Origin of the sequence: Heyndrickxia sp. MSNUG (assembly GCF_049532715.1) — a bacterium.
Taxonomy (GTDB): Bacteria; Bacillota; Bacilli; order Bacillales; family Cytobacillaceae; genus Mesobacillus.
Window position 1 is genome coordinate 1,452,606 of record NZ_CP150978.1, and the last position, 12,622, is coordinate 1,465,227.

Below are 12,622 nucleotides of genomic sequence, written 5' to 3' on the forward strand. Positions count from 1 at the left end.
GGAGGGAATGAAAAATGGCGGATGCACTTGTAAGTGTACAAATTATCCCAAAGGCTTCTTCAACAGAGGAAGTTATTCGTTTGGTAGATGAGGCAATAAGTATTATTGATCAAAATGGAGTGAAATATGAAGTCCATCCTCTGGAAACAACGATGGAAGGTGAGCTTGAAACACTCTTATCGGTGATTGCTGAGATGAATAAAAAAATGGTTGATTTGGGTTCTCCTAACGTTATCTCACAGGTGAAAATCCTGTATCAGCCAACTGGAATCACAATGAATACACTGACGGAGAAGTACCGCTAATGAAGTCAATCTGGAATAAGGGCTGGAGACCATCTTTGGTTCTCCTCCTTTTCTTTATGTTTTGGGAAGGGATAACCCATTTTATGGAGATTCCTCAATGGCTGTTACCCGCCCCCTCTGTCATAGTAAAAGAAGCAATGGAGAGTTATTCATTATTTTTACCCGATATAGGTGCAACACTGGAATTGGCAATTGCCGGGCTTTTGCTCGGGGCAGCGTTTGGTTTCCTGATTGCGGTGATGCTTCACTTAGTTCCTGCACTTCAGAATGCTTTTTATCCATTATTAATTTTATCTCAAAATGTACCCATTATCGTTCTGGCTCCGCTATTGGTGATCTGGTTTGGATTCGGTTTTTTGCCGAAATTGCTCATTATTATTTTAGTTTGTTTCTTCCCGGTTACGATTGCTGCGTTAGATGGGTTTAAAAATGCCCCGGATGAACTAAAGCATTACATGAAAATGTCAGGTGCCTCGGGAAGGCAAACCTTCACGAAGGTAGAGCTTCCAAATGCACTTCCGCCACTTTTTTCCGGATTGAAAATTGCAGCTACATACAGTGTTATGGGAGCTGTCATATCTGAATGGCTGGGAGCAGAAAAAGGAATTGGTGTATTCATGACCTTATCGTCATCTGCGTTTCGGACAGATCGTGTGTTCATTGCTATTTTCATTATCATTTTTTTCAGCATGCTGTTCTACAGTGTCATCGTGTTGATTGAAAAAAGAATCATTAAATGGCTGCCTGAGGGAGAGAAGTGATGAAAGCAAAAATTAATCTCGTAAATATCTCAAAATCTTTTAAGGAAACGGGCTTAGTACTCGATCATCTATCCTTACAAGTGAAAGAAGGGGAATTTGTTTCCATCTTAGGTCCGTCTGGAAGCGGGAAAAGCACTATTTTTCAATGTATCGGAGGTCTGGTTCAGCCTGAACAAGGAGAACTTTTTCTTGATGATCGAAAGATAAATGGGGAGACAGGGAACATTGCCTATATGCCCCAACAGCCGGCACTTTTACCTTGGAGGTCTGTATTGGCTAATGTACTGCTTGGACAGGAGCTATTCCAAAAGCCGGATGAAGAGGAAGCGGAAAAATGGTTAGCCAAAGTAGGCTTATCACAATACGCCAAGGCTTATCCGCATCAGCTTTCGGGTGGGATGAAGCAGAGAGTTGCCTTTTTAAGAGCGCTCCTAAGCCCAAAATCAGTCCTGCTGCTCGATGAGCCATTTTCAGCATTAGATGAGTTCACCCGATTTGATATGCAAAAGTGGCTGTTATCAATATGGGAAGAGGAGCGGAAATCGGTTCTTTTTATTACCCACAATATTGAAGAGGCACTCTTTTTATCTGACCGAATCTATCTTTTATCCCCGCGGCCAGCCAGAATCATAAGGGAAATTGTGGTGCCATTTCAGCGACCAAGAAGGGAACATCTGATCAAGGAGAGAGAATTTCTCAAGCTGAAAAGTGAGATATATGACCAGTTAAAAGAGGGGGGATTGCATGAAAATATTTGATTCCCACATCCATTTTGATCAATATGAAGAAAGTGATAAAGATTTAACCATAAAAAGTTTAGAAACAAATAATGTTGAGGGTTTAATTACTGTTTCGATGAATCTTCCGTCGTGCAAAGAGAATTTGATGGTGGCATTAAATAACTCTAAAGTTCATCCAGCATTTGGCTACCATCCAGAACAGCCTTTGCCTTCTGAAGCAGAACTGGATGACCTGTTAAATTGGATTAACAACAACCATGAATATATGATCGCGGTTGGCGAGGTCGGCCTGCCTTATTATCTGCGGTCCAAAGAGAAGAGCGGAAGTTTTCCTTATACAGGGTATGTAGAAGTATTGGAACGATTTATTCTTTTAGCAAAAAAACTTAACAAACCGATTATCCTGCATGCAGTATACGAGGATGCTTCAGTTGTTTGTGATTTACTGGAGAAGCACAGTATCGTTAAGGCTCATTTTCATTGGTTCAAGGGTGACCGAAAGACGATAGAAAGAATGGCAGAAAACAAATATGTTGTTTCGTTTACACCTGATATCCTTTATGAAGAAGAGACGCGAGAGGTGGTAACAGCATATCCGTTGCATTTAACCATGGCAGAAACAGATGGGCCGTGGCCTTTTGATCGAATTTTTCAACAGAAAATGACTCAGCCTTCGATGATTCACGATGTCATGAAAGAAATCTCTGCAATTAAACAAATCGCAATTGAAGAAGTATATTCTACCATTTACAATAAAGTGAAGCAGTTCTATCAGATATAAGGAAGTGCCCGGTCATGCATCTTGCTGTCCGGGCATTTTTTAATGAAAAAATTATTGCTAGAGCTGACCCCATTATTTCTCCTTCCATAATTAATCCATTTCAGATAACCAGAAACTGTTGTGATGTAGAGATGAATTCCCGTACAGCGAAACTTAGGTATTTATCTTTTTTCCAGATAAGACCTAGTTCTAGATCAACAGCAGATTTTTGGAAGGGAAGGACTGAAATTTCCTTATTATTAATGTTCTCGCAAATCTTGCTGGGCAAAAGAGCTATTCCCATTTTTCCCTCAACCATTCCCAGCAAAAAATCCTTCTGAGAGCTTTCACATACAATATTGGGCTGAAAGTTGTTTTTCGAACATTCTTCAATAATTAGGTCATAAAGTGTGAAGTCTTTTCGATATAAAATAAATGGTTCATTCTTCAATTCGGAAAAATGAACTTCCTTTTTTGATGCTAAAGCATGGTCGCGATGAACAATTAGCATCAGCGGATCCTTTATGACATTGATGATTTCAAAACTGCTGCCTTGAGCCGGCAGTGTGCAGATTAGGCCGATATCCAGCGAGCCTTCGTCTACCCCCTGCTTTATTTTTTTTGTTCCTACCTCCGTCAGTGTTATTTTAACGAGGGGGTATTTCTCTTTGTATTGGCTGATTAACTTTGAAAAAAAGGCTGCGCCAACAATTGGAGGAATGCCAATTCGTATTTCACCGCTTTTAAGTTCCATCAGGTCAGTTAATTCCAGAGTCAGGTTTTTGAATGCCTCTAATACTTTTTTAGCGTTCATTAATACAGCTTTTCCTGCATCAGTTAATTCAAGCTGCTTCGATGAACGGTAAAATAAAGGCACTCCTAGTTCTCCTTCTAAATTTTTGATCGCTTTACTAATGGAAGGCTGTGAAACGTGAAGCGTCTGTGAGGCCTTGGTAAAGCTTAATTGCTCCGCGACTTCGGAAAAGTACTCCAAATGACGTATGTCCATATATTTTCACCTCCTGAATCAAAGATACATTTTATATTTATAATATTCTAACATTTTAAAGAAAATCGAGTCGTCCGTCTACAGAATGGACATGTTATTTTATAAACTTTAGGCGGCTTTATAGCCAAAATGCATAAAGAATATAGAATATATGTATTTTATTTATAAAGTGAATCCATTATATAATGAACTAAATTTATAGATGCTTTGCGGATTGATAATACTGAAAATTATTAATTTTCGAGTAATTTTTAAAGGAGATGTTAGGATGAGTAATTTACAGAAAGAATCTCTCTTACTGCATGAAAAATTTAAAGGGAAATTATCCGTGGATGTGAAAATGCCTTTAAATAATATGAAGGATTTAAGTTTAGCATATTCTCCAGGTGTTGCTGAACCATGCAAGCAGATTCATGCTCATCCGGAAAAAGTCTATGATTATACAATTAAAGGGAACTTAATTGCAGTTGTATCGGACGGTACCTCTGTGCTTGGTCTGGGAGACATTGGACCAGAAGCCGCTATGCCAGTAATGGAAGGGAAGGCCGCACTATTTAAAGCCTTCGCAGGGATTGATGCGATCCCTATTTGCCTTGATACGAAAGATCCTGAAGAAATAATAAAGACAGTTAAATTGCTTCAGCCCACCTTTGGTGGAATTAATTTAGAAGATATCGCCTCACCGAATTGTTTTTACATTGAAGAGACGCTAAAAAAAGAAATGAACATTCCTGTATTTCATGACGACCAGCATGGGACGGCAATCGTAACTGCTGCAGGTTTAGTGAACTCCCTGAAACTGGTTAATAAAAAGACCGATGAAATTAAGGTAGTAATAAACGGGGCTGGTGCCGCGGGAATCGCCATTATTAAGCTATTGAGGAATATGGGCGTGAACAATTTAATTATGTGCGATACCAAGGGAGCAATTTATGAAGGCAGACAGGAAGGGATGAATTCACTGAAGGAATCCGTTTCAAAAATTACTAATCAAAATAAGCTGAAGGGGCAGCTGTCAGATGTGATAGCAGGTGCTGATGTGTTTATCGGCGTCTCATCAGCCGGAGCACTGACAAAGGAAATGGTAAGAAAGATGTCGCATGATGCCATCATCTTTGCTATGGCAAATCCAGTGCCGGAAATCATGCCTGAGGAAGCAAAGGAAGCAGGTGCCAGGATTGTTGGAACAGGACGTTCCGATCTGCCTAACCAGGTGAATAATGTCCTGGCGTTTCCTGGCATATTCAGAGGTGCTTTAGATGTGTTCGCAACCGATATTAATGATGAAATGAAGGCTGCAGCAGTGCAAGCAATTGCAGGCCTAATAGAGAGTGATGAACTGTCGGAGGATTATGTAATCCCAGGACCATTAGACAGCAGAGTAGTTTCTGCTGTAAGAGAGGCGGTTGCGAGGGCTGCCCAGGAAACAGGTGTGGCGCGTAAAGAGATATACCGCAGTGATTTAGTAAACATTCAGGGGTAGGGGATTTTTTTTAAGAGATTCATGGTGCGAATGGAACGGGGAATAATTTCAAATAGAGTTGACAGTGGGAGGCATAACATAAATCATGAAACAATACTTTGAAACCCTTAAATATGAAGTGGAATGGAAAGGAGAATGTAAGGTGAAAGTACATGAAGTGATTGATACGAAGGAAATGCTTCCCGGTGAATTCATTGATCATTATTTTGCTATTTATGAGGAAATAGAAAATAAACAGTTTGATGTAAACAATAACCATTACTATGTAAAGGATCATTTTATTGAAAAAAACATCACTCTGTTTAAAGGAAGCTCGTATTCTACTTTGCGAAAAATTAAGGTATACCCTGTTAAAAGTATGGACGTGAGGTCGGTTCGGGAAATGATTTTAAAAGACTTTCCTTCTATATTTAAAAAGACACAATGCACTCGTAAAGCTGTGTAAATGAAAAGTTGCAGTCATTAAAAGGTGATTTCCTATTTAGGAAAACATCTTTTTTGTATGAAATAATAAATCATAGCATAAAAGTTCCCCTCAATTTTTGTGAAACTATAATGATTTAAAACAAGTCAATAAAAAGCCGCTGAGAAATTAAGTGTGATGGAGGCGCGAAGAATAAAATAGAATATAGTATACAGTTACTCAGGGGGGAGAAGGAAAATTGGCAGTTAGAATAATGACAATAACCATTGCAAGTATTTTAATTGGAATTGGGATTAACGGTTTTATCATACCTTCTCATTTAATAAATGGAGGCATTTGGGGCATCAGTCTGTTGCTTAATTATATATGGGGCTGGAAACTTGCAGTTATATTTACCTGTCTCAATGTCCCTATTTACTTCATAGCCATCTATTACGATCTGCATTATTTCTTTTATGGCTTAATTGGTACGTTCATATCCGCAATTATCATCAGCCTTTTACATCCATTGAATGGATTATTCCACCTTCCGTTCCTTTTAAATATTTGTTTAGGAGGGATTTTTGTTGGCTCCGGAGTAGGTCTTATGTTAAGAATTCATGCAAGCCCAGGAGGTCTGGATTTACTCGCGTTAATGGCATCAAAGTTTTTCTCAGTTAACGTAGGGTTGATCATCCTCTTGATAGATAGTTTTATCGTTCTAAGCGGGGTTGTTATTTTTAAAGATTTAACTTTTCTTTATTCTCTTGTAATAGTTGCGTTTGTAGGGTCAATTGCATTACTGCTGACTTCGATAAAGTCCATATCGATCTCCACCCATTGAAAAAACACAGGATAGGTGGTCCCTATCCTGTGTTTTCGCCTTACTGTCTATTTTCCCTTAGAACCTCTTGAAGCCTGTCTGGAAAGTTTGTAAACATTCCTGTTACACCCCAATCCAGGAGCTTGCGCATATCTTCTTTTTGATTAACGGTGTATGGGTGAATGAGTAAATCATGCTCGCGAACTTTTTGCACATACGCTTCATCAATTTTGTCGAAATTCATTCCAAGCCCAATGCTGTATTTTTTGTATTCCTCTAATTCATTGTCTGTAATTGCGGCTGTTTCGTCATACCACAATAATTGTACTAGCGGGATATCAGGATTTAAGGCATGGACTTTTTTTAGGCTTTCCGGGCTGAATGATTGAATTAATACCTTGCTCGAAGGAACATTTGTACCGGTTAACTTATATTCTTTCAGAATTTTTAATAACTTTTCTTCCATTCCAGGATAGACTTCTGGTGATTTCGTTTCAATATAATAGCGTTCACCGCTCCCGAATTTTTGGAGAATCTCCTCAAGAGTTGGCACTTTCAGGCCAGCGTATTCTTCTTTTGCGTATGAAGGGTATTTTTCATTGAACCAAGAGCCAGCGTCCAGCTGCTTGATTTCTTCTAGGGTATAGTCTTTGACAAGTCCTGTGCCATTGGTTGTGCGGTCTAATGTTTCATCATGCATGGCGATGAGTTCACCATCTTTAGTCATTTGAAGGTCGATTTCAATGTAATCGCCTTTCATAGCCTCTCCTAATTCATATGAAAGAAGGGTATGTTCAGGGGCGTATCCTGAAGCGCCTCGATGGGCAACATTTAGAATTTTTTTATCTGTTAATGCAGGGTGACTTGTACCGGCAGCTTGCACTTGTCCAACCATTCCTGTACCAGCCCCAAACAGGGCAGCTGACATCATAATATTTCTGAAAATTGGCTTCATGTAAATTCCCCTTTCTAATGATCTTCACTATTAGACTAATTCCCAAAGATTAAGAGAATATAAATTTAACGTTAAGATAAGTTAAGAGTTTGTATTTGAAAACAGGTAGGTATCCAGAGTATGGAAACCCTATAAATTAGACCAGAAAGGGAGCGTGCTAGAGAGGAAATCAAAACTAATTTACTTGCAAGAAATGTTACGAAAACATACAAAAGAATGAAGGAAAAAAGTTATATTAAAAAACTGATTAATTTGATTTTTGAATATTTTCAAACTATTTACTTGAAAAATATCCATTTCGATGTTTAAAATAAAGGTAAGGTTTCACTTATCAGATATGTGATATCTGAAAAGGAAGGGGGATATTGTGAAAATAGAACGAATTTCAACTAAAAAAGTATCTGAATCAGTTACAGAACAAATCGAGAAGCTGATTGAAGTCGGAACATTCCTGCCCGGTGAAAAACTACCTTCCGTCCGTGAGCTTTGCGATATGTTCGGTGTAGGACGTTCTGCTGTCAGGGATGCGATCACTACCCTTAAAGGGAAAGGGGCAGTGACAGTGAAGCAGGGAGAAGGTACTTACATATGTAGGTTTGACTCTGGAAAACTCTTTAACAATCATATCCTCCTGCCAAACTCAAAAGATATCAGTCAACTTTTTCAAGTCAGAAAGCTTCTTGAACCAGGGATTGCTGAAATAGCTGCGAAAAATCGGTCAGAGAAAGATTTGAAGCTGATGGAAGGGCTACTTTATGGAAAGGAAGATAATAGCTGGGAGGCTGATTATAACTTTCATCTGGCAATAGCCAAAGCAGCGGGGAATGAGATCCTGGTTCAGCTTCTCGAATTCATCTCAGCTTCGATGAAAAAGGCGATGATTGGATTTCATCAATGTATTGAAGAGGATCGTATAGTTTTTGAAGAAATCACTCGTCAGCACTCCCAGATTTTCCGGATGATTCAAAATAAAGAGTCCGCACAAGCAAAGCAAATGATGGAAGAACACTTGGAATATGTAGAGGATTTGCTAAAAACCAGTTCGGTGTTAAATGTCTAATAACAAATTTATTTTGTTTCTTGCTTAGAAACAGTTGGAGGGCTGCTATGATAACCGCCGGGATTTTTACGGAACTTAAATCTTTTTTTCCTGAAGCTCAAATTTTAGATGAAGGTATTGAAGCGAATGCTTTTGGCAATGGAGGTTCGATAACAGTATTCCCGAATACTGAAGAGGAGATTGCAAGTCTTTTAAAATATGCAAATGAAACAAATAAAACGATAAATGTGATTGGCTGTGGCACGAAAAGAGGATTTGGAGGAACGGAAGAAGGAGCTGATATCCTTATATCAATGGCAAATTATAAAGGAATTGTCGAACATGTACCAGGCGATATGACGCTTACTGTCAAACCTGGCAGCACCTTTAAAGAGCTTCAGGATTATCTGCAGGAGTTTAATCAAAGAATAGCTCTTGACCCATTTTTACCTGCCCAGGCAACGATCGGAGGAATTATTGCTGTAAATGAAAGCGGTCCCAAGCGTCTTGGTTATGGATCTGCACGTGACGCGGTAATCGGGCTTAGGATTGTTTATCCGGATGGAAAAGTGATTCGATCCGGAGGAAAAGTAGTGAAAAATGTTGCTGGCTATGACATGAATAAACTTTATATTGGTGCGATGGGGACTCTTGGTGTCATTTCCGAAATCTCTTTGAAATTGAGGCCGATAACAAAAGATGAAAGCCTGTTGTTGATAAAATTCACTGACACCAGCCTGGAAAAGGCAAAAGCTTTTGCTGTTCAGCTTTTGGATACGGTGGTTGAGCCTGTTGCTCTCGAACTGATGAATCCTTCATTATCAGAAAAACTTTTAAATGAAAGGGTATTCACTCTTGCAATCGGCTTTGAAGATGTTGAAAGCTCAGTTAAATACCAGGAGGAATTCGTCCGGAAGATACAGCCGCCAGGTACTAAGCTGGACATTCTTCAGAAGCAGGCAGCAAGATCATTTTGGAATGATTTTTATGGGAATGTGCCAAATGGGGCTGTACCAATTGATGGAAATGGTATAGAAGCAACCTTGAAAATAGGAACCGTTAATATGGATGTTATCGAGGTCCTGAAAAAGTGTGAGTCATTACAGGATTCCCATAACCTCCTGATTGAAGCGCATGGAGGGCTTGGACATGGATTATCACAGGTGGTGCTAAGGGGAGCAGAAGAAGACGTGCTATCCGCCATCAGCCTATTAAGGGAAAAAGCAGCCCTTCATAGCGGTTACGTCGTTGTTAGACATTTGCCACTAGCTTCACGCAAGAAAGTCGATGCTTGGGGAGAAAAGCCAGCTTACCAGTTTTTATTAGAAGGAATAAAAGCAAAAGTCGATCCAAATCGAGTCCTGAATCCTGGACGTTTTGTGGGAGGGATATAATTGTGAGTTTAAGAGAGTTAGATTTGAAGCAGGAACCAACTTGCACATCAAACAGTTTAAGCAATTATCTCTGGAGCGATCCACCGGATGAAAATAAATGGGCAGATTGCGTCCATTGCGGAATGTGTTTAGAATCATGCCCAACCTATGAACTTACTGGTCAGGAGCAGCATTCCCCGCGTGGAAGAGTCCATCTGATCAAATCGGTAGCAGAAGGAAAGCTGACAGTCAATGAGCAATTCATGGATCCGGTATTTGCATGTCTTGATTGCCGCGCCTGTACTACTGCCTGCCCAGCAGATGTAAATGTGGGAGGTTTAATTGAAGAAGCTCGTGGGCAAATTCGTCAGGCAATGCCATTAACAGGCTGGAAAGGAGCAGTGAATAAACTCTTCCTTCAGGAATTATTTCCACATCAAAATCGACTGAATTCATTAGGCAGCCTGCTGAAATTTTATCAAAAGAGCGGCATGCAAAAGGCAGTCAGAAAAACAGGACTGATCAACATCATGCCAAAGCACCTTGTTGAAATGGAATCGATCATGCCAGAAGTCAATGAACCTGTTCGTAAAAAATATAAGAATGTGGACGTAATCAAAGCTAAATCGGAAACAAAGAAGGAAGTAGCGATGCTTACGGGCTGCGTAATGGATGTCATGTTCAGCGATGTGAATGAAGCAACCATTAATGTTTTGACTCGTAATGGCAATGATGTCATCATTCCGCGAAACCAAACATGCTGCGGGGCACTGCATGTCCATGCAGGTGACAGGGAAACAGGAAGGAAGCTTGCCAAGAAAAACATTGAAGCTTTCAAGGATGCTGACAAAATCATAGTCAATGCAGCCGGGTGCGGCAGTATGCTGAAGGAATATCATGAATTGTTCCGTGATGATCCCGAGTGGCATGACAAAGCTGTAGAATTCTCCGAAAAGGTAGAGGATATTTCTAAATACCTTCACGACACCGGATATGAAAAGCCTAAAGCAGAAATGAAGGTCAGGATGACCTATCACGATGCCTGCCACCTTGCACACGGTCAGGGAATACGCCAGGAGCCGCGGGATATTCTCCTTGATATCCCTGGAGTCGAAATGGTCCATATGCCAAACTCCGACCGCTGCTGCGGAAGTGCAGGGATCTATAACATAACAAACCCCGGCATGGCAGGTGCCATCCTTGATAGCAAGATGGAAAATGTTCCGGAAGATGTCGAAATGATTTCAATGGGGAATCCAGGCTGTATGCTTCAGATGGCCGTTGGCGTACAAAAGCACGGAAGAAACCAAAAAGTTGTGCATACGATTCAGCTGCTTGACTGGGCATATCAAAAAGAAGACAGCCTGAAGGAGGGAAAGTAATGGCTCGCAAAGGCATGCAGACGAAGGATCCACACATATTAAATCTCGCTAAGATCGTCGGTGATGATCCAGTCCGAAAGTCCATCCTTTACCAGAAGGAAGACCTTCTGGCCTACGATTGTGATGGCTTTACCATCCATAAACATTTGCCAAAGGTAGTCGTTTTTCCTAAAAATACAGCTGAAGTAGCAGCAATCGTTAAATACTGCCATGAAAATGACTTGCCATTCCTAGCCAGGGGAGCGGGCACTGGATTGAGCGGCGGAGCGATTCCGTTGAACAGAGAGGTAATCATCAGCATGGTCCGCATGAAAAAGCTTTTAAGCGTGGATTTTGAGAATAGAAGAGCAGTGGTTGAACCCGGTTTTGTCAACCTTAAGCTCACCAACTCTATTTCAGATAAGGGCTATTACTACGCTCCGGACCCTTCAAGCCAATATTGCTGCACGATTGGCGGGAACGTCGCTGAAAATGCCGGCGGAGCCCATTGCCTAAAATATGGGGTAACGACAAACCATATTCTTGGTTTGGAGGTCGTCATGCCAAATGGGGACATAATCGAAATAGGGAAAAACGGAGTTCCGGACTTGCCAGGGTATGATCTGCTTGGATTATTGACTGGTTCAGAAGGAACGTTGGGAATAGTGACAAAAATTACCGTGAGGATATTAAAAAATCCAGAAGACAAGCAGACAGTATTGGCCTATTTTGACAAGGTAGCTGACGGCAGCAAAGCCGTGTCAGATATCATTTCAGCAGGAATTGTACCTGCAGCACTTGAAATGATGGATAAAACGGCGATTGAAGGCGTGGAGGCAGCAGCATTTCCAGTTGGGCATCCAAAGGATATTGAAGCGGTGCTCCTGATTGAAGTGGACGGTATTGCAGCCGGGATTGGTGAGCAAATCAACCAGATTCTTGAGGTCTGCAATAATAATAACGTCCGAGAAGTAAAAGCTGCACAGAGTGAACAAGAACGTGCAAGATGGTGGGCAAACCGCAAAACTGGCTTCGGTGCAATGGGAGCAATTTCACCTGACTATTTAGTTCAGGACGGTGTCATCCCACGGAGCAGACTGCCGGAAGTGCTAAAGCGGATCAATGAAATCAGTGATGAATTCGGACTCCGCATCGCCAATATTTTTCATGCCGGGGATGGAAATCTTCACCCATTGGTTCTATTTGATGCCCGAAAACCAGGTGAAATCGAAAGAGCCCTCGAGGCAGGCAGCTTATGTCTTAAGGTGTGTGCTGATGTTGGAGGAACCATAACCGGAGAGCATGGAGTGGGCATTGAAAAACGAGAAGAAATGCGATTTGTGTTCACTGATGATGAAATCTTGGCACAGACAGAGATCCGTCAAGTCTTTAACTCGAAAAATCTTTTGAATGCTGGAAAACTATTTCCATCACCTGGGCGCTGCGTTGAGGTTAAAAAAGAAATTGCTGCAGCTTCATCTATTGGATGAGCGGTAAATAAATAGAAAAAATTCAGTTAAATTATTTGAAAATTCTTTTAGAAGCATGGTATGATTTTTTTAAAGACTATTTGAAACAGCGTTTCGTAATAAGAAACAAATTTGTGACGC

General features: G+C 40.6%; 13 protein-coding genes. 11 read left to right on the forward strand and 2 right to left on the reverse strand.

The window, feature by feature from the left end; genetic code table 11:
• Positions 1–14 precede the first annotated feature (14 nt).
• From AABM38_RS07135 to AABM38_RS07150, 4 genes are read left to right on the forward strand one after another with little or no spacing between them, the layout of a single operon-like run.
• Positions 15–305 (forward strand): thiamine-binding protein, encoded by a 291-nt coding sequence (locus tag AABM38_RS07135; RefSeq protein ID WP_423409759.1) that lies wholly within the window; start codon positions 15–17, stop codon positions 303–305.
• A complete protein-coding gene (locus AABM38_RS07140; protein ID WP_423409760.1) occupies positions 305–1,066 on the forward strand; it encodes an ABC transporter permease in 762 nt (253 codons plus the stop codon). Before AABM38_RS07135 ends, AABM38_RS07140 begins: the two co-directional genes overlap by 1 nt.
• On the forward strand, positions 1,066–1,824 hold the full coding sequence (locus tag AABM38_RS07145) for an ABC transporter ATP-binding protein (protein ID WP_423409761.1): 759 nt from the start codon (positions 1,066–1,068) through the stop codon (positions 1,822–1,824). Before AABM38_RS07140 ends, AABM38_RS07145 begins: the two co-directional genes overlap by 1 nt.
• Positions 1,811–2,587 carry a TatD family hydrolase gene (locus tag AABM38_RS07150; RefSeq protein ID WP_423409762.1) on the forward strand — a complete coding sequence of 259 codons (777 nt, stop codon included), beginning with the start codon at positions 1,811–1,813 and terminating at the stop codon, positions 2,585–2,587. The genes AABM38_RS07145 and AABM38_RS07150 overlap by 14 nt, the downstream gene beginning before the upstream one ends.
• Positions 2,588–2,687: 100 nt before the next feature.
• Here the strand turns inward: AABM38_RS07150 and AABM38_RS07155 are convergent, their stop codons facing one another.
• Positions 2,688–3,575, reverse strand: coding sequence for a LysR family transcriptional regulator (locus AABM38_RS07155; protein WP_423409763.1), 888 nt, complete (start codon positions 3,573–3,575; stop codon positions 2,688–2,690).
• Positions 3,576–3,843: 268 nt separating this feature from the next.
• On the opposite strand from AABM38_RS07155, the gene AABM38_RS07160 reads away from it, so the two are divergent.
• From AABM38_RS07160 to AABM38_RS07170, 3 genes are all read left to right on the forward strand, one after another.
• On the forward strand, positions 3,844–5,058 hold the full coding sequence (locus AABM38_RS07160) for an NAD(P)-dependent malic enzyme (protein WP_423409764.1): 1,215 nt from the start codon (positions 3,844–3,846) through the stop codon (positions 5,056–5,058).
• An 85-nt stretch (positions 5,059–5,143) separates the two neighbouring features.
• Complete coding sequence (locus AABM38_RS07165; RefSeq protein WP_423409765.1) at positions 5,144–5,503, forward strand: hypothetical protein; 360 nt, start codon at positions 5,144–5,146, stop codon at positions 5,501–5,503.
• A gap of 217 nt (positions 5,504–5,720) precedes the next feature.
• Positions 5,721–6,305 carry a YitT family protein gene (locus AABM38_RS07170; RefSeq protein ID WP_423409766.1) on the forward strand — a complete coding sequence of 195 codons (585 nt, stop codon included), beginning with the start codon at positions 5,721–5,723 and terminating at the stop codon, positions 6,303–6,305.
• 40 nt (positions 6,306–6,345) lie between these two features.
• Here AABM38_RS07170 and AABM38_RS07175 read toward each other — a convergent pair whose 3' ends face one another.
• Positions 6,346–7,239, reverse strand: coding sequence for a glycerophosphodiester phosphodiesterase (locus AABM38_RS07175; protein ID WP_423409767.1), 894 nt, complete (start codon positions 7,237–7,239; stop codon positions 6,346–6,348).
• A 367-nt stretch (positions 7,240–7,606) separates the two neighbouring features.
• Between AABM38_RS07175 and AABM38_RS07180 the strand changes: the two genes are divergently transcribed.
• The 4 genes from AABM38_RS07180 to AABM38_RS07195 are packed head-to-tail and all read left to right on the forward strand — an operon-like array spanning position 7,607 to position 12,502.
• Complete coding sequence (locus AABM38_RS07180) at positions 7,607–8,299, forward strand: FadR/GntR family transcriptional regulator (RefSeq protein ID WP_423409768.1); 693 nt, start codon at positions 7,607–7,609, stop codon at positions 8,297–8,299.
• Between the two features lie 47 nt (positions 8,300–8,346).
• Positions 8,347–9,672: an FAD-binding oxidoreductase gene (locus AABM38_RS07185; RefSeq protein ID WP_423409769.1), complete on the forward strand. Its 1,326-nt coding sequence runs from the start codon at positions 8,347–8,349 to the stop codon at positions 9,670–9,672.
• A gap of 2 nt (positions 9,673–9,674) precedes the next feature.
• Positions 9,675–11,033, forward strand: coding sequence for a (Fe-S)-binding protein (locus tag AABM38_RS07190; RefSeq protein ID WP_423409770.1), 1,359 nt, complete (start codon positions 9,675–9,677; stop codon positions 11,031–11,033).
• Positions 11,033–12,502 carry an FAD-linked oxidase C-terminal domain-containing protein gene (locus AABM38_RS07195; RefSeq protein ID WP_423409771.1) on the forward strand — a complete coding sequence of 490 codons (1,470 nt, stop codon included), beginning with the start codon at positions 11,033–11,035 and terminating at the stop codon, positions 12,500–12,502. Before AABM38_RS07190 ends, AABM38_RS07195 begins: the two co-directional genes overlap by 1 nt.
• Positions 12,503–12,622: the final 120 nt, after the last annotated feature.